We start from the raw sequence: 19,962 nt of genomic DNA, 5'->3' as shown, positions 1-19,962 counted from the left end.
TTTTATAAGATGTAGCGACTTCGCTCATTGCTTCGGGGGTGTCTCAAAAGGTCAAAAACAGACCTTTTGGGACACCCCCCGTAGTTAATGAAATCCTAGCCTAAATTCCACCTCAGCTAAATTTGAAGATACCCCTTCTTGATCTGTTATTGAGTTATAAGGAACAACCTCATATTTTTTAGATGTAAATGGATTTCGGCTATTAATGTAATATTCTGTCTGTCCAACAACTGTTGCAAGAAGGTGGCTTCCATCTTCAGTATTCTCATAAATATGATAGTAAATTCTCTCATCAGCTTTGCCGCTCCAGTTTAGGTGAATACTAGAAAATCCTCTTCCACCCATTGAAAAAGTCGCTGATAAATCAGTAATCACTGGAAGTTCAACAGGTGGCAGCAGTTCTTCTACTTCATCAGGTTTCTCAAAAGCCGCTACACGCATCCAACTTGGCAGTTCATTGATCATATCCTTATATAACACAGTAGGATACGCACTTCCTCCTCTAAGATACTGTTCACTTGTTGTAACATCATAACCCATCCATACTGCCCCCACAACCGTAGGCGTATAGCCGACAAACCAGGCATCCATTATTCCCCCCGCTACTTCAGGATAGGACGTCGTACCTGTTTTTCCAGCTAATGGGCTAATAGCCTCTCCACTCTTTCCTGTACCATTATTTACAACAGATTCAAGCATTCTAGTCATGTACCATGATGTCTGAGTCGATACGGGTGATTCACTTTTCCTTTCTTCACCGAGTAACTCTTCCCCATTTTGGCTATAAATAGCTTCAATAAAGTAAGGTGCTACTTGGTTTCCGTTATTGGCAAAGACACTGTAAGCAGAAGCGAGTTCAAGAGGAGTTACACCTTCTGATAATCCTCCTAATGCGATTGCTAATCCTCGATCATTTGTATGAATACCAAAACGTTCTAGAGCTTCGACAGACGTTGCAATTCCCATTTCATTCATCAGCCAAACAGCTGGTGCATTGGCTGAATAAGTGATTGCATCATACATCGTCATTTTCCCTGAATACTCTTGATTAAAATTCCTAGGAGTATATCCATCATAATCAATTAATTCATCAACAATCATTGAGTACGGATGAAATGTCCCCATCTCCATTGCCGGAGCATAAACAGCAAGTGGCTTAATTGTAGAACCAGGTTGTCGTTTCACATTCAAACGATTTAAACCCTTTCGTACATACTCCCTTCCACCTTGTACTGCAAGAACACCTCCCGTTTTTGAGTCAAAGAGAACAATGGCTGCCTCTGCATCCTCATTGCCACTTGGAAAATAACGATCATCTCGTATCTTTTCATAAGAATCTTTTTGAATCTCTTTGTTCATCGGAACGACAATTTGATAGCCTCCCGTTAGAACCTCTTCATTCGTTAAATGATAACGATCACGTGCTTCATCTAACACCATATCAATATATGTTAAATAAGCTTCATTTTCCGTTATACGATTTTGATTTATAACAACGGTTCGTCCACGTAAATGCCTAGCCTCTTCAGAATTTAACTTCCCATGCCTTTCCATTAACGTTAAGACAAGATCTCGTCTTTGTTTGCTTTGTTCTGGGTTTGTTATAGGAGAATAAGAGTTAGGGGCTTTTGGCAACCCGGCAAGGAGAGCTCCTTCCTCAATCGATAAATCATTCACAACTTTATTAAAGTACAATTTAGACGCGGCTTGTATTCCATAAGCTCCGTGACCAAAATAGATTCGATTCAAATACATTTCCAAAAGTTTACTTTTGCTGTATTTTCGCTCTAAATTCATAGCAATTAGAACTTCATTCGTTTTTCGTAGTAATGTCTTCTCACTTGTAAGAAAGACATTTTTGGCAAGCTGCTGAGTAATTGTGCTTCCCCCTTCTACTTTTGCACCTGCAAGCAAATCACGATATAACGCTCTCCCTATAGCACGAATGTCTATCCCTTGATGATCATAAAAACGTATATCCTCCACCGAAATAAAGGCTTGTTGTACATGTTCAGGTATCTCACCAATAGCCACAGGTTCTCTATTTTCAATATAAAGTTGGGTAAGAACCTCTCCATTTTGATCAACAAGAGACGTCGTCGCCTTCATCACCAGTTTCTGATCATCTATTACATAATTCCCTGCTAGAATAATACTTAAATAAATAATAAGAGCAAAAAGCATTGTTCCTACAACTGCTGCTATCGCTATAATTATTTTCTTTTTCAAATGACATTCACCTCCCTTTCTAGAAGCTACTGAAAAAGGAAAAAGCCCTTTTTTCAGCGCAATTCTTTCTATTACCTACTATACCCGTCTACCACTAGTTCATAACAGTTGCAAAGCAAATCTCCTACAGCTAAACTTATTTACGAATAGATTTACTTTTTCGTTTCAAAGATTGCAAAACAATAGGAGGTGCCTCATTTGAAAAAAGCTAGTATTGTTCAAATTAATAGTGAAATTTCTGCGCTTAATGGAGTTACGATGCAAGGAGAAGAGGGGCAGTTTGTTTATGTAGAGGAAGTCTCTGAACTTAGTACGGCAAAACATTATGAAGTCATTAGCGAAACAGGAACGATTGATACGAAAGGATTTGTTGTTATTAATAATATTCCTGTTAGCGAAGAAGGACGCCCTTCTTTTGAAGAACGTTTTCGTAATCGTGCAGGATTAGTTGACGGAGAGCCTGGATTCCAAGCCATTCGGATTTTACGACCTGTTAGTGATGATACATATGCAATCATGACAATATGGGATGATGAGGAATCTTTTCAAAAGTGGCAAACATCGAAATCGTATGAGAACGCGCATAAGAAACGAGGAACTTCTCAAGCGTTACCAACTACCATTTTCCCACGTCCATCTTTTGTTACGACATTTAAAGTTGGATAAAATAACCGCGAAAAAGAGAACATGCATCTATATTTTCCCTGCATGTTCTCTACTACTTTACTAATCCAGAACGATGTGCATAAACTGCCATTTGTGTACGGTCCTCTAATTCAAGCTTTTGCAGAATATGACTCACATGCGTTTTAACCGTTTTAATACCAATGAAGAGCGTATCAGCTATTTCTTGATTGCTTTTCCCCTCTCCCACTAGCTCAAGTACTTCTCTTTCTCGTGGGGTAAGTGCATCGTGTAATGGTTTCTCTTTCTTTCCTCTCATCCGGTCCATCATTTTATTCGTAACTTTCGCTTCCACGACTGACTTACCTTCTACGGCTCCTCGGATCGCATCAGCGATTTCAATTGCTGATGATGTTTTGAGCAGGTAACTAAATGCCCCAGCTTCAATTACTGGGTACACTTTCTCATCATCGATAAAACTCGTAAGAACAATCACCTTACAATTTGGCAATTCCTTAACAATCTCTGCTGTTGCAGCAATCCCGTCCATCTGTTCCATTACTAAGTCCATCAACACGACATCAGGTTGTAATTGTATTGCTGTATTGACTCCATCAAGTCCATTACTCGCTTGCCCAACAACCTTTATATCTGGTAGTGTCGATAAATACGCTGACAATCCCATTCGTACCATTTCATGGTCATCGACTAACAAGACATGAATCATTTTACTCACCCTTCCATGCAATTGGAATATTCACTTCAATTTGTGTTCCTTTATTAGGAACAGAAACGATTTGGAGCGTTCCGCCAATTTCAGTCATTCGCTCTCGCATCGTATGTAAACCATAAGAATTTTTCTGAACACTTTTCACGTCAAAACCAACACCATTATCGATTAGTTTTATTTTTAGATCTTGATTCGTTTGTCTAAGCTGAAGCTCTAATTGTGTTGCTTTTGCATGCCGCAAAACATTCGAAATTGCTTCTTGAACCATTCGAAAAATTTGATCTTCTATTCCTTTAGGAATCATCATATTCTCTTCAATCGTAACGGTGACATCCATTCCATACTTTTCTTGCAATTCATTAAATAATTGATGTATACCATCCTTTAAACTCTTCCCTTCTAAATGGGCAGGTCTAAGGTGAAGTAGCAATGCGCGCATTTCTGCTTGAGCCGTATTAGCCATCTTTTCAACCATCTTTACTTGTTCAACACTTGGATCTGACGTCTTTACCATCGTTTGTTTAATAGCAGCGGTCATCATGGAGATAGCAAATAGCTGTTGACTAACCGCATCATGCAAATCTCTAGCTAAACGCTGTCGTTCTTCTGATACAGCTGCCTTTTTGACCGTTTCTTGCATCGCAGCACGTTCGCTAGAAAGTCGCTGCAAGGACGCCACTTGTTCTTCAAAGTTTTGAGCCATTCCATTTAGTCGCTTACCAAGCTCTGCTAATTCGTCTTCCCCCTCGACTTCAACCCTGTGCGTAAATGTCCCACGTTCAAATCTCAGTGCTCCATGAACTAATTGGTCAACCCGTCTCCTTATTGGATCGGCTTGAATATAACCAGCAATAACTCCCGTAATCACGATTAGAGCAAACACCCAAAAAAAGAGCGGAATCGCTACTAGTTTACGATCAAATACGATAAGTAAGCCACGTGGTTCATCATATGTCATTAGAAAAAGCAAAAGAAATGACAAAATAAAAGTAACAAGGAGACTATGTCTTATAAATTGCCAACGAATACTAGCTAGCCGTTTTTTCATACTGCTCTCACCTTCACTTCGCCAACAAAAGTAGAAAGGATGAGTTTGACTCTTCTTTGTGCTTGTTTGTAATCTTTTGTTGCGATGCTAAGCTGTTGATTGATTCCACTGTGACTTTCATGAAAGAGGGAAACTTCACCAATCGTTGAAGTGGCTTGGATGGCAACCGCTAAATCTTCTGGTACATAAAAGTCGATTTCTCCAATTAATGTTTGGACAACAATGACGGTTTCACCTTCAGGTATGATTGCTTTTGATAAATCAATACGGACTTCGCCAATCCCATTCCAGATGGTTAAATCATTTAGTTCAAAAGCTTCACCCAAATAATGAATTTCTCCGATTAAGCTTTTTCGCATTGTAGGAGTGAACACCACTCGATTGTCTTTTGCAGCCTTTCGTTCATCGTCTTCTCTACTAGTTTTTTCATTTATTTTATCTAGCTTTTTCTCTGCTTTTCGAATCTTCCTCTCTGCTTTATCGTATTTCGCTTCTCTTTCACGCCTGTTTTTTTTTGGTGAGCGAACTAAACGTATGCCAAAATAAAGTACTGCAATCGCGATAAGCAGCCCCATGAAATTCATCCCTAAAACTTGATCGAAAATAATACTTGCACTAATAAAAAAGAAAATGAGGCTAATAAAATTATGGTTTCTTTTATAAAAAAACAGACCCATTACGAAGAAAATGAGTGGAGCAACGAAGTTTCCTATTGATAGATTCATCGTATTAATTAAAATATTGAAACCAATGATAACAAAGATAAGTCCAAATAATGTTTGCTTCTTCATGCTCCATCTCCTTTCATTTAGCGCTCACGGATGCGAATATCTCCAGAAGTTGTTGAAATCCTCAGTGGATGTAAACCATCACCTAGTATTCCTGTATAGGACCTAGATTTTATAGATTGTTGTTGTTGTAAATCAAGATGTACGTCACCTGAAACAGTGCTTACATTTACTTCTGCATTGCCTATTGGAATAAATAGCTCAACATCTCCAGAAACCGTTTTTAGCCAGACCTTGTCATTTTCATCTCTATACTCTATCTCAATATTACCAGAGACTGTTTTTCCTTCAATGTCCCCTGATAAAGTTTGAACAATAAGATCGCCAGAAACACTTTCTAACCTAACATCGGTAGCTGTTACTTCTTTAAATTTAATATTCCCTGAAGTTGTTTTCACTTCAACAGATTCACTTGAAAGTGTTGATCCTAATACATTTCCGGAAACAGTCTTTGAAAATGTATTGTTCACACTTAATTCATCATGAAACACAATTTCCCCTGAAATACTATTTACGTTTAGATTCTGACTATAACTATTGGGGATGCGAACAATAGCCTTCGTCTTCCCCAAAAAATTAAACGAAAAGAACCTGAATCTCGGTTCTTTCACCACAATCTGTAACGTTTCTTTTTGTTCGTTTGAATGTAATTCTATTTGTTTATTTTGATTAACTAATTCAACCGAAAGCATTTCACCGTCATGGCCTTCTATGACCCAATCTACAGAAGTGCTTGATAGGTCAAGACTTTTCACTGAACTTATGTCAGTCGTTAATGATCCTTCATTGTATTTTGTTTTTGAGTTTGTAAACGGTGAGGAAATAGTTGTTACTAAAAGAAATGCACCTATAACTATCAAAATGATCCCGAACATCACCTTCATGTTCTCCCTCCTCGCAATCATTTACACATTATAACTATATAAGACTTTTCGTTGTTCGCCTAGGAAATTTTTATATATGAAGGAGTAGTGAGCTACCCGTAGCATCAACTAACACTACTCCCTCACAACTGTTGACTATTAATTGCCTTGCATTTGTTCCTTTAATTTATTTATTTCTATTTCAATCTCACTTTCTTTTTCCCATTCAGGGTCAAGTACATTTGGATCATTCCAATTGTATGCCTTCCCTTTTTCCTTTTCATTTATTTTCATTTTCCCACTCGCTTTGACAGCTTGAACGCGTACAATTAATTCCATATGTTTTTCTTGTAATTGACTGTACTTTGTTTGAAGTTGTTCGAGCTTAGCGTTTTTTTCATAGATAGATTTCTCTTGCTGTGCTAACATTTCTTCAAACTGATTCATTTGCTTCCACACTTCTTTTTTGTTTAACAATATTTTTCGTGCCAAATCTTCGTTATCGGCTTGTAAAGCAACGCGCGCCTGCTCTTCTCGCTTCTCAAACAGCTCGCGTGCTAACGTTAGGTCGTTCTCCAATGTTTTTTTCCTTACTAATGCCTTCTCTAATTGTTGTTCCGCTTGTTCGACCTGTTCCCTCACATCTCGAATGTATTGCTTTACCATAATAGCAGGTTCCTCAATACGTTCTAATCCTTCATTTATATACGCTTTAATTAATTGATTAATTCTTGTTCCAATCATATTAATTTCCCCCTTCTTTCATTAGCTTTGCGAACTCTTCATCGATCGTGTCAAACGAGCTTTTTGTTTTCTCTTTGAAATCAACCTTACTGTCATTATTTGTTTTCATAAGCTTGTAGCCACCATAAACTAAGAATGCACCGATCAATAAACTAACAATTCCTCCAAGCCCCCCAAGGAGCATTAACGCACCAAATGTAACTAGAATAATACTTGAGAACGACCATTGTCCTTTATCTTGCCACTTTGTATACCCAAAGTAGAGAAGCGCTCCACCAATGAGAAGCCCAATAATTCCTCCAATATTGACTCCAATCATGCCAAGAAGAATATTGATCCCTATGAAAATAAGGAGTATTCCACCGATAAATTTACCTGAATGTTTCATTTTATTTTCCTCCTTTTCTTAACTACTTTTATTGTAGGTGAAATAAATTCTTTTGAAGCCAATCTGTAGAATGGTTTTGTCTCCGCCTTAAGACTGATCTTTCATTACTACTTTGTGAACGTTTAGAAAATGAACATTATCATTGTAAAGAATCAGCTATAATAAATAGGCAAGTTTAAAAATTGATTCATATATCGAGAATGGACTAGAATAGAATAGAATAGATTAGATTAGGAAGTAGCACGAATACGAGTTCTAGATTTACTTTACTTTAAGGATGTGTTTTAGCATGACGGAAGTTTCTATTTGGCTTGCCTTTTTAGCGGGTATTGTTTCGTTTTTGTCTCCTTGCGTTTTTCCGTTAGTACCAGCTTACTTAGCTCAATTAACAGGAACCAATATCTCGGATAATCAAATAAACGCTGATAGAAAATTAATTATCTCACGAAGTCTTGGCTTCATTTTTGGATTCACGATCATCTTTCTCCTCCTCGGTTTGTCTTCGACGTTTATTGGTCAAGCTTTTTTAGGTAATAGACAGCTTTTCGAACAAATCGGAGGAATTATTATTGCGGTTTTTGGTTTACAAATGATGGGAGTTATCTCCATCCGAATGCTGCTAAGCGAAAAAAAGCTAGCAGTTAAACCGAAAAAAACAGCGAGTTTCGCCAATTCAGTTTTGCTTGGTTTTTTATTTGGGACTGGCTGGTCCCCTTGTATCGGTCTCGTTCTTTCTTCGATCCTTTTTATGGCAAGCCAAGCCGACACGATGTGGGCAGGAGTCTTTATGTTATTTATTTATTCGATTGGCTTAGGAATTCCATTTCTTTTAGTAGCCCTGCTTTGGTCGCGTTCCCTGAATAAAGTCCGGGCATTAAATAAGTGGCTTCCTACCATTCAAAAAGTAAGCGGTGGAATTATGGTAATCTTAGGTATCTTATTATTCACAGGACAATTTGCTGTTATCTCTGCTTACCTAAATCGTATCTCTCAATCACTGCCATTTACGATTTAACACAATATAAAAGGCTGTTTTCGCATATATTGTTGTTTTTGGAGTACGTGTTCTCCTCATGTTTGTTCCATTGCGATCCAGCCACTCGCTTTCCACGGGGAGGTGTAAAGTACTTCCGCTCCATTTCACTACGAGAATAACCTTTCTTCACAGCATTAATCGTTACGAAAACAGCAATATAAAAAAACGAGGTTGACTAAATTAGTCAACCTCGTTTTTTTATTCCGGTAGCGATGACAACCACCTTATTCGATAGCCATTCATAGCGGTTTCCCCTAATAGATCCAGAAAACGGTAATTAGCCGCTGCACCTACTACTGCTCCGAACCCTGGGATAAGTTGAAGCATTTTGGGTAAATCAATATAATCACGATAATCTAGTTGAAATGCCTTCCAATCAAACGTAGCTAAATATTCTTCTTTTTCAGGAAGATGCTCTATTTTTAATTCCCATTCTTCCAACTGCTTGATTAAATCAGATCGCTTTTCTTCCCTTGCATAAGTTAACTGAAAAAGATACAAAACAAACAATCGCTCTCGATAGTCCCTGACATCATAACCATATGCAGAGGCAACATCAAAAAGGAACTTCATTTTTATACTTAGAAGCAAAGGAAAATCAGCCATTCCAAGTAAAATGCCTCCTGCACCTGTTCCAGCTCCTTCTAGAGCAGCGGTACGCTTATACGTTTTAATTATTTGAAATACTTTCTCTTCTCTTTGCTCTAGGCTTAATGCCACCTCAGGTTGTTTTTTTGTAGTATATTCAGAACCAACTAACGTAGCGTAGACCATATTCTTTATACTTGCCGTTACGACGGAATGTACTTTTTCTGGAATAAGATTGTTCATCTTTGATTGCAATCCTTTTGTATAACGCCCTACCATCGAAGGTCGTTTTAACAGCTTCCGCTTCCACCTTTGCAATTCTTCTGCAATCTCCTTTTCATACATAACAGCCTCTCCTTTTGACGTTACTCCTTAGTCCTATTAATGCACGTATTAGTATGATGATGACTAATTTTTCCTTTTTTTATGAATCAGTTTATGACTTCCAACATAGCTATATAGTCCACCAAGAATAAGGGTAGCTCCGGCAATCAAGAGAGAGGAAGAAGCTAGTAATACACCTAGTTGAACGGCTGTCATAATTAATAGCAACCTAAAGGATAGCTGAGTTAGGGCATCCTTCTTTTCATCATTTCTTACAGGATACAAATCAACCCACATATTCGTATCGTAATGATACCAAATTGTAGACAATTGATTTGTCACCATATGCATAAATAAGAGAAGAACGACTAGTTGAAGCCACCCAGTAGGAAGAGCAAGAAGGATAACAGCTGATATAATAACAAGCCTTACATAGATACCAAGATAATCGTTCGCCCGAATAAAGGATTTCGCAAATAAATAATGATAAACTGATTTCTTAGAATCTGTAATTACAGGCAAAATCCCCTTCAAATAATTCCTTGGTCTCACTTTATTTCTTAGTTGTGGAACATCTGTAAAAGCATTAGCAATGCGATAAAAGAACAACAACATTCCTTGTTCTACTTCAATTAAATGATCCCACTTGATCGATAATTGCTTAGCCAATTTTTGATAATAAACGTAATACAGAGCTGCCATGATTACGTAAACGGCAAGAATATATATTAAATTAGCACCTGAAAAAAGCAAATAGGTGAAAGCAATGTTTATTCCCCCACGTAATAAAAAGTGAGAACGTCTATCTGACTCGCTTTGAAAACGTTGCTCTTCAAAACTTGCAAACACATTCCAACCTTTCGCCACAATCAAGAGTACTAACACGAGAAACAAGCTTCCAACGTCAGCAGCTAAGTACTCCGAAAATAAAGGAGAAAGAACAACTAATACAAGAAGTATGACTCCACTTTGCAATCCAATGCTGTACCATTTAGATGATTGAAAATAGGCTCCTAGTTTCGATTCATACGGCAAGAGAAAAACCACATCCGCGTGCTTTACAAATGTTCGCACACCACTTCTTGTTAACAAATGGGCAAACACCGCAACAAACACCCATACTGCTGGAAAAGATTCTGGTAGCCAATCTAAAAACACACTATAGTAGTAGCTCCCTATTATGATGAGAACATAGACTGTGAATAAAAACCCACTGTTCCCAATTAAACGCAAATATCGTATTGCCATATTCCAATAGGCGTTAACTCGCTCTCTCCACAACGTCATTCCATCATTCATACGAGTTCTTCCTTTGTCATTTCAATATATATATCATCCAATGTCGCTTGAGGAAGTTGTAATTGATGACGCATCTCATCCAGTGTCCCTTCCAACACAACCTTCCCTTGATGTAATATCACAAAACGGTCACAGTAACGTTCTGCTGTCGCTAAGATATGTGTGGACATTAAGACAGCGGCACCTCTATTTTTCATATCGCTTAAAAATGTTAAAAAGGATTGAATACCAATTGGATCTAATCCAACAATTGGCTCATCAACAATATAAACGGGAGGTTCAATTAAAAATGCACTCATAATCATAACTTTTTGACGCATTCCTTTTGAAAAATGACTTGGGTACCACTTCTTCATTTTTCCCATCCGGAACTCAGCAAGCAACTTCTCTGCTCTCTGTTCAAAAATGTCTTTCTTAAGTCCATATGCCAATGCTGTCAGCTCTAAGTGCTCCCACAACGTTAACTCATCATATAAAATTGGTGTTTCTGGAATATAGGCATATGAACGCCGATATTCATTAACGTCATCTTGAAACGTTCTCCCTTCTATCGTTACTTGTCCTTTTTCAGGTTGAAGTAACCCCAGTATATGTTTAATCGTTGTACTCTTCCCTGCGCCATTTAGCCCAATCAACCCGACAATCTCAGAATTATTAACATGGAAATTAACATCATGCAATACAGGCTTTTTCGGATGGTATCCACCCGTTATTCCCTCTATTTTTAAAACTGACATATTTAACAACTCCTTCACCCCCTTATCTTACCAAAAGTCCAGAATAGTTCTCTAGTCTAATGACAAAGGCTTGCTTTCTTCGACACACTTTTTTCAAAATTAATGAGTTGAATGGCGACTTGCAAGTCAGTCAAGCACTCATGTATAGTTGGATTAGACAAATTATGGGAAGGGTGATTCGATGGCGACTGATTCTAATTGTATCTTTTGTAAAATTGTGCAGGGGGAGATCCCTGCAGCCAAAGTTTATGAAGACGAACATGTACTAGCTTTTATAGACATTAGTCAAGTAACAAAAGGGCATACTTTAGTTATCCCCAAAGCTCATCACCAAGATCTTTTTGATTTAACTGAAGAGAGCTCGAAGCGTATTTTTGCGGTTGTTCCAAAAATCGCTAAAGCAATCAAACAAACGTATCAAGCTGAAGGCTTAAACATTGTTAACAATAACGGTGAACTTGCTGGACAAACCGTCTATCATTTCCATGTCCATCTGATTCCACGTTATGGTAAAGGTGACGGATTTGGTGCCGTTTGGAAAGATCATAGCGCCGAATACAAACCTGAAGATTTACAACAAATAGCAAAAGAAATAACTGTTTTTATGAAGAAATAAAAAAGAAAAATCGAGGCCATTTGAAAAAGGTCAAAACTGTACCTTTTTCAGTGGCCTTGAAAAATCAACTTCTTTGTACTATTAGTGAATATACGAAGAAGCTGATTCAGATAAGGCTAATCGGAAATTCTGATTAGCCTTATCTAAATCATTTTTTAAAGGAACTTTCAGAAAACACTAAAAAAACAGTTCATTATCTGCTTAGTTATGGTACGATAATGACAATCTATGTTATTAACGTGGTGAAGAGATAAAGGAGTGGAGAGAACATGACAGCAGTTTATAACTTTAATGCTGGACCATCTGCGTTACCGAAAGAAGTATTACAAAGAGCACAAGCTGAGTTAACTAATTTTAACGGAACCGGGATGTCGGTTATGGAACTTAGCCATCGTAGCAAAGATTACGAAGCCGTTCATCAAAATGCAATTGATCTGCTAAAGGAACTTTATAACATTCCCGATCAATACAAGGTTCTTTTTCTACAAGGCGGTGCTAGCTTACAGTTTTCAATGATTCCTCTTCAGTTTTTAAAAGAAGGAACAATCGGAAATTACATTTTAACGGGTTCATGGTCTGAGAAAGCATTAAAAGAAGCTAAACTTATTGGTAAGACAGCTATTGCAGCATCAACTAAAGAAAATAACTATCAATCAATTCCTACATCAAATGAGTTTCAATTTAACAAAAATGATGCTTATGTTCATTTAACATCTAATAACACAATTTTTGGAACACAGTGGCAGGATTTCCCTACAATAGACCATGCTCCCCTTATTGCGGATATGTCTAGTGATATTCTTTCACGCCCTATTGATGTAGAGAAATTTGGGCTTATTTATGCAGGTGCACAAAAGAACTTAGGTCCATCAGGTGTAACAGTTGCCATTATTAAAGAGGATCTACTTGAGGTAAACGTTGACCAAGTTCCTACCGTCTTACGTTACAAAACTCATGCCGATAGTAACTCGCTCTATCACACACCTCCAACATTTGCTATTTACATGTTAAATCAGGTATTAACATGGGTGAAAGAGCAAGGTGGGGTAAATGCAATCCAAAAGCGTAATGAGGAAAAGGCTAAATTAATATATGATGCGATCGATGAAAGTAACGGTTTTTATAGAGGGCATGCTGAAAAAGATGCCCGCTCATTAATGAATATTACATTTAACCTTCCTACCGAGGACGATAACCAAAAGTTTCTTTCCAAAGCAAAAGAACTCGGATTTGTCGGACTAAATGGTCACCGCTCCGTAGGCGGTTGCCGTGCTTCTACGTACAATGCCGTTCCACTCGAAGCGTGTGTAGCACTTCGAGAGTATATGGATTCTTATCGAGCAAGTAATTAACGTGGTTAGGATTACCCCCTAACCACTTGTTAAGACATGATGAGAAAAGTTGCAGAAACACCACTAATGAGCAATAATACCAACATAACAAGAAGAGAATTTCTGAATTGGGCTTTTTCACAGCTTTTCACATTGCCCACTAATCGCAATGAAACATAAACAAGCCCGTACAATGAAAGTAAACAAACTGATATCATTAATAAAATGAGTGCTTCCATCTTCCCCCCTCCTTATCCTTGATATATATGCTTATAGGAGGGGTTTTAGAACAAGTTAAGAAAGGTGGTACGAATCATGAATACTAAATCGTTTCTTTCAGGTTTGTTCGTAGGTTCAACTATAGTCGGTGCAATAACACTTTTAACAACACCTACAACAGGAAAAGACTTGCGTACGAGTTGTAAAGAAAGTGCTATAAAAGTCCAAAAAGGGTTTGAGCAACTAGCTAAAGATAGTCAAACTGCCTCTATTCAACTTAAGACGACTGCAAAAGTCGGCAAAGAAACGTTTGAAACCGTTGGTGAAGAAGTTAAAGGCTCTATCAATAATTGGAAAGAAGATGTAGAACCTGCGTTAAATCAACTAAAAAAAGATATTGAGGCTCTTCAAAAAAATGTAGAACAATCTAGAAAAGCAATCGACTAGATTGTTCTACAAATCGAAGCAATGGTTTTATAATAATTTTCTAAAAGTTTATAATTAACAAATTTTTTCACTTTCTTTTTATTTCAATTCTTGTCATAATGTAAAGAAGAAAAAATATCGGAAAATAATTCTTTTAAGAACAAAACAGAATTTACTAACGTCATACGTAGGGGGAGAATGATGGATCAACAAATACCTAGCTCCTTAAAACAATCAGTCATATTTAGTCATAAGGTAGCTCAATTAAGTAAAGCACTATGGAAGTCCGTAGAAAAGGATTGGCAAACATGGATCAAGCCATTTGATCTTAATATCAATGAGCATCATATTCTATGGATTGCTTATCATTTAGATGGTGCCTCTATCTCGGATATTGCGAAGTTTGGAGTTATGCATGTATCAACTGCCTTTAACTTCTCAAAGAAATTAGAAGAAAGAGGTCTCTTACATTTTTCAAAAAAGGAAAATGACAAACGAAATACTTATGTATGTTTAACAAATGCAGGACATGATTTATTCCTTCAAACACTTGAATCATACCAGCCAAATACGTACGGTGTGTTCGAAGGGGCATTGCCAATTAGAGACTTGTATGGAAAATTCCCTGAATTATCTGAAATAACAAGTATTTTGAGACATATATACGGACCTGACTTTATTGACACTTTTGAACAATCGTTATCGAAGTTCGATGAAGACTTCAAAGAAGTTAATGGTCGTCTTACTAAATTAGAAACAGACAATAAAACAAACTTTTCAAGTGAAGGAGCCTAGTATTAAACTAGACTCTCTTTTTTTTGCTGTTTTCGTAAAGATTGTTGCTGTGAAGAAATGTGTTTTCTCGTAGTGAAATGGAGCGGAAGTCACTCGACTCCTGCGAGATGAAGAAGTAGGCCACTGAAAAAGGTACGGTTTTGACCTTTTTCAGTGGCCTTTAAGCAATGAGCGGAACCGTTGCTTTGTCTTAAAGCCTGCTATGAGTGGGTTTCTCATAGCAGGCGCGCAACGTGTGGAGCCATTGCTGCTTCCTAGAATCCGCTAAAAAGGACTTTTTCAGTGCCCTCATGAAGAAGGAGGGTCGAGACCTCCCCGTGGAAAGCGATTGGCTGGAGCGCAATGAAACAAACATGTGGAGACGCGTCCCCCATAAAAACAACAAAGTTTACGAAACCAGCCTTTTTTTTGAAGAATAATAAAGTTGTATCAGAATTTAGTTCTTTATCTTCTAATTTAGTAATGTGTTAAAATCTTTATTGTCGAAATCATTTTATTTTTGTCGATTCTATTGCTTTCTAATAAAAATGAGAGTAAATTAGTCAGTGAATTGAGGAGGTGCAGCACTTCAATGAACTGCTGGAAAACAATACGTATAAGCCGTGAATACGGTACGTTGCGCCTAATGATGTATTCTGGATGCACGATGCTTTTTACTTTTTTATTTTCTTATTTAGTTGTTAGCAGCCTTTTACCGACTACACAGTCGCCTAATGTTAGCCTGCCATTTTTTGTTATGAGTATTATAGCAATATTAATTGTTCATAAAATCTTACATCTTCTGCCTATTTGGCTTTGTGGAAAGAAAGCAATGTTAAAGACGAACTGGCTAACACCCATTCCAGTTCTTTCAGTACAGCTGTCGAAACCATTAGCGCGTAACCTATATTTAACGGCTTTATTAACACCGGTTCTTACCATAACTGCAATAGGTGCAGTTGCCTCAGCTATGTTTCCGATGTATATTGCCTATATTTCAATTATAAGCTCTATTCACTTCGGGTTAGCTTTTTACGACATTCTGTATGCTTCTTACTTATTTAAGGCACCGAAAGATAGTTATGTAAAAAACCACGATGAAGGGTTCCATATTTTAATTAAGCAAGCTGTATAACAAAAAGGATGACTGATAGGTGATTTCCCTACTAGCCATCCTTTTTCTATTTAAAAATCATTTCAAGCTCAATTTTATCTTGAGTTAAATCGAAGGTGAGAAAACGAAACATAATTGATTCATTTTCATCTATTTGCAGTTCCGTTATTTTTACTTCAACTAGCTTATCGCTTGGATATGTAACAATCCAATCTGCTAACTCAAGCCAGTTAGTTAATATTTGCATAACCTGATCTACCGGTAAATTAAGAATACCTATCGAGAAAGTCCTCACCTCTAGTAATAGGTCGCCATTTGGGGTAACTCTTGGGTAAAAATTTATAGTCACTGGTACTTCCTGACCGAGCATCCAAAAAGCTGATCGAAATTGAACACTATCATCCATTAATTCAACAATATATCGAATATCACCTGGGTGTTCAGCAATTTTAGATGCAATTAATGAATTTAATCTGGCTTTGTCTGTTTGAATATGAAATGTAGCTTCTTCTCCCGTTGGCTGCTGCGGGACAAAGTGTTGTTCCTCAACTTCAGGGAAGTAACGCTGGAGGAGCACAAAGGCAACAATTATCGTGACTAGGACAAAACCGAGTAATGATAGAAAGGCAATTTTCCATACTTGTTCACTTTTTTTCATTCGTTTATCCACACCTTTCCTGTCTTTTTGTTCCACGTCCTATCTAAAATATAACAAACCTTCATACTTTTAAACTCCTTTTTAAATTAATTTAGCATTCTTCTATCTTTTTTAGCCGATTTTTGATAAAGTTTATATATCATTGCTCGTCAGGAGGCACGTACATGCTCTTCTTTATTATATTTTTTGCATTGTTTATTTTATTTGTTATTAATTCTATGACTGACGCATTATGTTTGAAGCGTGAGATCCCATCCGAAAAACAACCTAAGTTATTTCGGACTATTAACATCCTTATGACTATTTTACTGACTTCCACATATGTAAAAATATTATTCACATAAGAAGAGTGAGGGACAATTCAAATCCCTCACTCTTCTTCTTACTACATGTTAGTTCTTACTAGTACATCCAAGATGCACCAATAATCACTAGTAAAATAAACAATACAACAAGCAACGCGAAACCGCTATGATAAGTGTGAGACATAATTATCCCTCCTTATTTTTAACTTACATATCGTCCGTAAGAGATGTCGTTTTTGGTATTATAACCAAGCTGCACCTACAATAACTAATAAGATGAACAACACAACGATCAACGCAAATCCTCCGTGGTATGCGTGAGACATAATAACACCTCCTCATGCTTTGTTACGATATCCTATGCTAAAAACCAATTTCCGTACTAGGCTCTTGCCCTAGTTAGGCAAATTCCTTAGGAAGCTGTTCGAAAACATTTCTCTAACTCTCAAATGTATGGTATAGTAAGGTCTGTAAAATAGACAAGCTTGACCGAGCATGATGCCCAAGGAGTGAGAGAACAATGAAAAAACGAATGTTGACCGCTATCGGGGTAGCCTGTATTATCACTTTAGCTGCTTGTAATAACGAGGATACAGCTGCAGATAATACACCAGTTGCTATTGTTGATGGAACAGAAATTACTGAAGCACAATTTGTGGATGAGTTAAAAACAAGACATGGAGACGCGATCTTGCAGGAAATGATTAGAAATCATGTCCTTGATCAAGCTATCGAAACGGTTGAAATTCCTGAGGAAGAAATTGAAGAGGAATTAGATATGTTACGAAACGAGTTTCGTACTGCTTATGATATTGAAGATGATGAAGGAATTGTAGATGCTCTTCAAAACCAATTTAACCTAGATGTAGAGTCTCTAGATGACTTTGTAAATGAATACCTTCTTCCGCCATTAGTATTGCAAAAACTAGCTACAGAAGGCATTGACGTAACTGAGGAAGACATTAGAGCATTTTATGAAGAAAATGAAGAGCAATTTGCTGAACAAGTACGTGCCAGCCACATTTTAGTTGAAGATGAAGAAACTGCTAATGAATTAATTGAACGAATTGAAGCAGGAGAAGACTTTGCTGATCTTGCTAGAGAATACTCTACAGATCCAGGTTCAGGCGCCCGCGGAGGCGACTTAGATTTCTTTGGACGAGGCCAAATGGTGGAACCATTTGAAGATGCGGCCTTTTCATTAGAAATTGATGAAGTTAGTGAGCCTGTTGAATCTGACTATGGTTTCCACATTATTAAAGTGACAGACCAAAGAGACGAGTTCGAGGATTTCATTGAAGAAATTGAGCAAATCTTAATTCAACAACAGTCTAAGTCACAAGATGAAGTAATGGCTGAACTAATTGAAAATGCCAATATCGATATTAAAGATCCACGTTTTTCTAACTTATTTGGCAATGAAGCCGCTGAATAAATGGGTAAAGATGTCTAAAAGGTCAATGAGGGAGTTTCAAAAGGTCAAAAGCCTTTCGGGACTTCCTTTTTTTCTATAAATTCCGCCTATGCCTAGAGCAAAACAATAGCCTATGCATAGGCTAAAACTAGGGAACCCTAATTAACCAATAGAAAGGATGTTTCACCATGTCAGGAACTGTAAAACCATCTTATCACACTGGCTTCACATTGCTTGTAGTGTTGTTCATTCTACTTATTATTGTAGGTGCAGCATACGTTTGCTAAGAAAAACCGCGTATGTGGTCTTCTTTCAGGACTCTTCGGAGACCCACGTTAGACCCACTATCCAATAAAAAATAGACAGAGAAGCTGTCTAGCAAGCTCTCTGTCTATTTCTATAATTATCCTTTACTTATTTTACGACGCTCCCGTTCTTCTTCAAGGCGCTTCATATAAATATTTCCTTCGTTTTCAATCCATTCTTGTTCGGTACGTTTGTCTTCAATTGAATATTTCACTGCAAGATACCCACTTAAGATTATCCCAGCTACTACAAAATAAACCCACCAAGGACTTGATAAGAGAAACGCCCCAATTGCTGTTTGGGTAAGGATAAACCCAACTGCAAGGATAGCTAGTAGAATGAATGCATATCGTTTACTCGGTTTATTTTTCATAATTACCCCTCCATGCTTTGTACCATTTACTATAGCTTATGTACAAGCATTCGTGGTTAGAACTAAAAATCTAAAGGAGGTTCATGAAAGGTAGGTTTGTAGAAGCTTCTGTTATCCAAAGCCATGACACGCTCTGAAAATTCACCTGGTTGAACACGCTCTAGGGCACGATCCATCATATTCATCTTTGCATCAATATTATCAATCATGTGTAGGACTTCTGCTTCTCGAATGACCGGTACTTTTGGACTTCCCCATTCACCTTTTCCGTGATGTGATAAAATTAGATGCTGAAGAATTAGCACTTCTTCCCCTTCTATAGCCAACTCTTTTGCAGCTTCAGCAATTTCACTAACCATAATGGAAATATGGCCAATTAACTTTCCTTCTAATGTATAGGATGTATCGACTGGACCAGAAAGCTCTCTAACCTTCCCAAGATCATGTAAAATAACCCCTGCATATAAGAGGTCTGTATCAAGAGTCGGATATAACTCAGAGAGGCTTTTTGCTACTTTTAGCATTGATACAACGTGGTACGCTAGTCCGGATACAAATTCATGATGATTTTTTGTAGCCGCCGGCACTTCTAAAAAAGCTTGCTGATGTTTCTTTAATAAATGACGAGTAATACGTTGTATATTAGGATTCTTCATTTCAAAGATACATTGTGTTATTTCTTCAAGCATATCTGCAGGTGCCAAAGGAGCAGATCTAACGAAATCAGCGATGTTTACTTGATCCATCGCTGTCGTTGGACGGATACTATTTATCTTCATTTGCAATCTTCCACGATATTCTGACACTTCTCCATGGAGGTGAACGATCACTTGACTACAAAAAGCGGCTTCATCATCAGGCGAACATCCCCATAACTTTGCTTCAATATCCCCTGTGTGATCACTTAAAATCAAAGTTAAAAAAGGTTTCCCATTGCTCGCTACCCCTTTTACTGCTGATTTTATTAAGTAATACGTTTCTACTCGATCTCCAACTTTTTGAAATCGTATTCCCTTACTCATCTTCAT

The 19,962-nt window shown here is 37.4% G+C and carries 26 protein-coding genes; 10 read left to right on the top strand and 16 right to left on the bottom strand.

Going from position 1 to position 19,962, the window contains the following annotated elements; genetic code table 11:
• Positions 1–84: 84 nt before the first annotated feature.
• Complete coding sequence (locus SAY88_RS09030; protein WP_332631166.1) at positions 85–2,229, bottom strand: transglycosylase domain-containing protein; 2,145 nt, start codon at positions 2,227–2,229, stop codon at positions 85–87.
• Between the two features lie 198 nt (positions 2,230–2,427).
• Here SAY88_RS09030 and SAY88_RS09025 point away from each other — a divergent pair, with 198 nt between their 5' ends.
• Entirely contained in the window at positions 2,428–2,895 is a 468-nt protein-coding gene (locus SAY88_RS09025) for an antibiotic biosynthesis monooxygenase family protein (RefSeq protein ID WP_431308852.1), read from the top strand.
• Positions 2,896–2,947: 52 nt separating this feature from the next.
• Here the strand turns inward: SAY88_RS09025 and SAY88_RS09020 are convergent, their stop codons facing one another.
• The 6 genes from SAY88_RS09020 to SAY88_RS08995 form a co-directional block, all read right to left on the bottom strand.
• Entirely contained in the window at positions 2,948–3,580 is a 633-nt protein-coding gene (locus SAY88_RS09020) for a response regulator transcription factor (protein ID WP_332631164.1), read from the bottom strand.
• A 1-nt stretch (position 3,581) separates the two neighbouring features.
• Positions 3,582–4,631 (bottom strand): sensor histidine kinase, encoded by a 1,050-nt coding sequence (locus SAY88_RS09015; protein ID WP_332631162.1) that lies wholly within the window; start codon positions 4,629–4,631, stop codon positions 3,582–3,584.
• Complete coding sequence (gene liaF / locus SAY88_RS09010; RefSeq protein WP_332631160.1) at positions 4,628–5,422, bottom strand: cell wall-active antibiotics response protein LiaF; 795 nt, start codon at positions 5,420–5,422, stop codon at positions 4,628–4,630. Before liaF ends, SAY88_RS09015 begins: the two co-directional genes overlap by 4 nt.
• Positions 5,423–5,439: 17 nt before the next feature.
• Positions 5,440–6,303, bottom strand: coding sequence for a DUF4097 family beta strand repeat-containing protein (locus tag SAY88_RS09005; RefSeq protein WP_332631158.1), 864 nt, complete (start codon positions 6,301–6,303; stop codon positions 5,440–5,442).
• 138 nt (positions 6,304–6,441) lie between these two features.
• Positions 6,442–7,026 carry a PspA/IM30 family protein gene (locus SAY88_RS09000; protein ID WP_332631156.1) on the bottom strand — a complete coding sequence of 195 codons (585 nt, stop codon included), beginning with the start codon at positions 7,024–7,026 and terminating at the stop codon, positions 6,442–6,444.
• A 1-nt stretch (position 7,027) separates the two neighbouring features.
• Positions 7,028–7,414 (bottom strand): LiaF transmembrane domain-containing protein, encoded by a 387-nt coding sequence (locus tag SAY88_RS08995; protein WP_332631154.1) that lies wholly within the window; start codon positions 7,412–7,414, stop codon positions 7,028–7,030.
• Between the two features lie 289 nt (positions 7,415–7,703).
• Here SAY88_RS08995 and SAY88_RS08990 point away from each other — a divergent pair, with 289 nt between their 5' ends.
• A complete protein-coding gene (locus SAY88_RS08990) occupies positions 7,704–8,429 on the top strand; it encodes a cytochrome c biogenesis CcdA family protein (protein WP_250095897.1) in 726 nt (241 codons plus the stop codon).
• 219 nt (positions 8,430–8,648) lie between these two features.
• Here SAY88_RS08990 and SAY88_RS08985 read toward each other — a convergent pair whose 3' ends face one another.
• The 3 genes from SAY88_RS08985 to SAY88_RS08975 all read right to left on the bottom strand — a co-directional run bounded on the left by SAY88_RS08985 (position 8,649) and on the right by SAY88_RS08975 (position 11,398).
• Positions 8,649–9,383: an EcsC family protein gene (locus tag SAY88_RS08985; RefSeq protein ID WP_332631152.1), complete on the bottom strand. Its 735-nt coding sequence runs from the start codon at positions 9,381–9,383 to the stop codon at positions 8,649–8,651.
• A 63-nt stretch (positions 9,384–9,446) separates the two neighbouring features.
• Positions 9,447–10,661: an ABC transporter permease gene (locus tag SAY88_RS08980; protein WP_332631150.1), complete on the bottom strand. Its 1,215-nt coding sequence runs from the start codon at positions 10,659–10,661 to the stop codon at positions 9,447–9,449.
• Positions 10,658–11,398 (bottom strand): ABC transporter ATP-binding protein, encoded by a 741-nt coding sequence (locus SAY88_RS08975; RefSeq protein WP_332631148.1) that lies wholly within the window; start codon positions 11,396–11,398, stop codon positions 10,658–10,660. The genes SAY88_RS08980 and SAY88_RS08975 overlap by 4 nt, the downstream gene beginning before the upstream one ends.
• A 181-nt stretch (positions 11,399–11,579) precedes the next feature.
• Here SAY88_RS08975 and SAY88_RS08970 point away from each other — a divergent pair, with 181 nt between their 5' ends.
• Positions 11,580–12,014 carry an HIT family protein gene (locus tag SAY88_RS08970; protein WP_332631147.1) on the top strand — a complete coding sequence of 145 codons (435 nt, stop codon included), beginning with the start codon at positions 11,580–11,582 and terminating at the stop codon, positions 12,012–12,014.
• Positions 12,015–12,283: 269 nt separating this feature from the next.
• Positions 12,284–13,366, top strand: coding sequence for a 3-phosphoserine/phosphohydroxythreonine transaminase (gene serC, locus SAY88_RS08965; RefSeq protein ID WP_332631145.1), 1,083 nt, complete (start codon positions 12,284–12,286; stop codon positions 13,364–13,366).
• 29 nt (positions 13,367–13,395) lie between these two features.
• On the opposite strand, the gene SAY88_RS08960 is transcribed toward serC, so the two are convergent.
• Positions 13,396–13,584, bottom strand: a complete 189-nt coding sequence (locus tag SAY88_RS08960; RefSeq protein ID WP_250095905.1) for a hypothetical protein — start codon at positions 13,582–13,584, stop codon at positions 13,396–13,398.
• 76 nt (positions 13,585–13,660) lie between these two features.
• Between SAY88_RS08960 and SAY88_RS08955 the strand changes: the two genes are divergently transcribed.
• From SAY88_RS08955 to SAY88_RS08945, 3 genes are all read left to right on the top strand, one after another.
• On the top strand, positions 13,661–14,011 hold the full coding sequence (locus SAY88_RS08955) for a YtxH domain-containing protein (protein ID WP_332631143.1): 351 nt from the start codon (positions 13,661–13,663) through the stop codon (positions 14,009–14,011).
• A gap of 180 nt (positions 14,012–14,191) precedes the next feature.
• Positions 14,192–14,785: an HTH-type transcriptional regulator Hpr gene (locus tag SAY88_RS08950; RefSeq protein WP_332631259.1), complete on the top strand. Its 594-nt coding sequence runs from the start codon at positions 14,192–14,194 to the stop codon at positions 14,783–14,785.
• Between the two features lie 571 nt (positions 14,786–15,356).
• A complete protein-coding gene (locus SAY88_RS08945; protein ID WP_332631141.1) occupies positions 15,357–15,899 on the top strand; it encodes a DUF3267 domain-containing protein in 543 nt (180 codons plus the stop codon).
• 46 nt (positions 15,900–15,945) lie between these two features.
• Here SAY88_RS08945 and SAY88_RS08940 read toward each other — a convergent pair whose 3' ends face one another.
• Positions 15,946–16,536, bottom strand: coding sequence for a YpmS family protein (locus SAY88_RS08940; protein ID WP_332631138.1), 591 nt, complete (start codon positions 16,534–16,536; stop codon positions 15,946–15,948).
• Between the two features lie 164 nt (positions 16,537–16,700).
• Between SAY88_RS08940 and SAY88_RS08935 the strand changes: the two genes are divergently transcribed.
• Positions 16,701–16,880, top strand: coding sequence for a hypothetical protein (locus tag SAY88_RS08935; RefSeq protein ID WP_250095910.1), 180 nt, complete (start codon positions 16,701–16,703; stop codon positions 16,878–16,880).
• A 58-nt stretch (positions 16,881–16,938) separates the two neighbouring features.
• Here SAY88_RS08935 and SAY88_RS08930 read toward each other — a convergent pair whose 3' ends face one another.
• Together SAY88_RS08930 and SAY88_RS08925 are read right to left on the bottom strand one after the other, a co-directional pair.
• Positions 16,939–17,025, bottom strand: a complete 87-nt coding sequence (locus SAY88_RS08930; RefSeq protein WP_250095987.1) for a YjcZ family sporulation protein — start codon at positions 17,023–17,025, stop codon at positions 16,939–16,941.
• A 58-nt stretch (positions 17,026–17,083) separates the two neighbouring features.
• On the bottom strand, positions 17,084–17,167 hold the full coding sequence (locus tag SAY88_RS08925; RefSeq protein ID WP_088102685.1) for a YjcZ family sporulation protein: 84 nt from the start codon (positions 17,165–17,167) through the stop codon (positions 17,084–17,086).
• Positions 17,168–17,361: 194 nt separating this feature from the next.
• Here SAY88_RS08925 and SAY88_RS08920 point away from each other — a divergent pair, with 194 nt between their 5' ends.
• Both SAY88_RS08920 and SAY88_RS08915 read left to right on the top strand, forming a co-directional pair.
• The gene (locus tag SAY88_RS08920; RefSeq protein ID WP_332631136.1) at positions 17,362–18,276 is read left to right on the top strand and encodes a foldase protein PrsA; all 915 of its coding nucleotides are present in this window, start codon (positions 17,362–17,364) and stop codon (positions 18,274–18,276) included.
• 167 nt (positions 18,277–18,443) lie between these two features.
• The gene (locus SAY88_RS08915; protein ID WP_332631134.1) at positions 18,444–18,542 is read left to right on the top strand and encodes a YjcZ family sporulation protein; all 99 of its coding nucleotides are present in this window, start codon (positions 18,444–18,446) and stop codon (positions 18,540–18,542) included.
• Positions 18,543–18,658: 116 nt separating this feature from the next.
• Here SAY88_RS08915 and SAY88_RS08910 read toward each other — a convergent pair whose 3' ends face one another.
• Both SAY88_RS08910 and yhaM read right to left on the bottom strand, forming a co-directional pair.
• Complete coding sequence (locus tag SAY88_RS08910; RefSeq protein ID WP_332631131.1) at positions 18,659–18,934, bottom strand: sporulation YhaL family protein; 276 nt, start codon at positions 18,932–18,934, stop codon at positions 18,659–18,661.
• Positions 18,935–18,996: 62 nt separating this feature from the next.
• Positions 18,997–19,956, bottom strand: coding sequence for a 3'-5' exoribonuclease YhaM (gene yhaM / locus SAY88_RS08905; RefSeq protein WP_332631128.1), 960 nt, complete (start codon positions 19,954–19,956; stop codon positions 18,997–18,999).
• Between the last annotated feature and the right edge of the window lie 6 nt (positions 19,957–19,962).

It is taken from the genome of Halalkalibacter flavus (assembly GCF_036663575.1).
Taxonomy (GTDB): Bacteria; Bacillota; Bacilli; order Bacillales; family Bacillaceae_D; genus Halalkalibacter; species Halalkalibacter flavus.
Note: the sequence above shows the minus strand (reverse complement) of the source record. Positions and strands in the feature narration are given on the sequence as shown.